The organism is Vibrio sp. 1402 (assembly GCF_033340275.1).
In genome coordinates this window covers 1-547 of record NZ_JAWOWE010000593.1, presented here as the reverse complement: position 1 = coordinate 547, position 547 = coordinate 1, and the positions used below count along the sequence as shown (strand labels likewise).

The 547-nt window shown below is 44.4% G+C and carries 1 pseudogene; it reads right to left on the bottom strand.

Annotated elements, in window-relative coordinates:
* Positions 1-153: 153 nt before the first annotated feature.
* Positions 154-547 (bottom strand): annotated as a pseudogene (locus tag R7044_RS27425) (peptidase T); the annotation flags it as partial.

Sequence of the window (547 nt, the reverse complement as noted above, 5' to 3'; positions counted from 1 at the left end):
ATTGGCTACCGCTAGACGACATCAATTTCGAGGATAAAGACGTTCGTTAGTCCTTCCCAAAACTACAAAGCCCAGACGCACAAATTGTCTGGGCTTTTTTGTATCGATATCACCCGTCACCCATCCAATTGAATTGAGTGGGTGAACGTTCCATCAACCGTGTTTTTTAGCGGTAAGTTCAGCTATTTTTACAATAACAAGGACAGATTTTTCCATCATCTCTACAGAGATAAATTCATGGATACCATGAAAGTTGAAACCACCGGTGAAGATGTTAGGGCAAGGCAATCCCATAAAGGATAACCGCGCGCCATCCGTACCACCACGAATCGGTTTGATCAACGGTTCAACATCACACGCTTCCATTGCCTGTTTCGCTAATTCGATAATGTGAGGGTACGGCTCAACCATTTCGCGCATGTTGTAGTAACTGTCGGTAATCTTAAGTTCGACAGAACCGTGTTTCAGACCTGCGTTCATTTCATCGACAAGTTTTTGCATCAGCGCCTTACGCTCTTCTAACCCTTCACGGTCAAAATCTCGGATG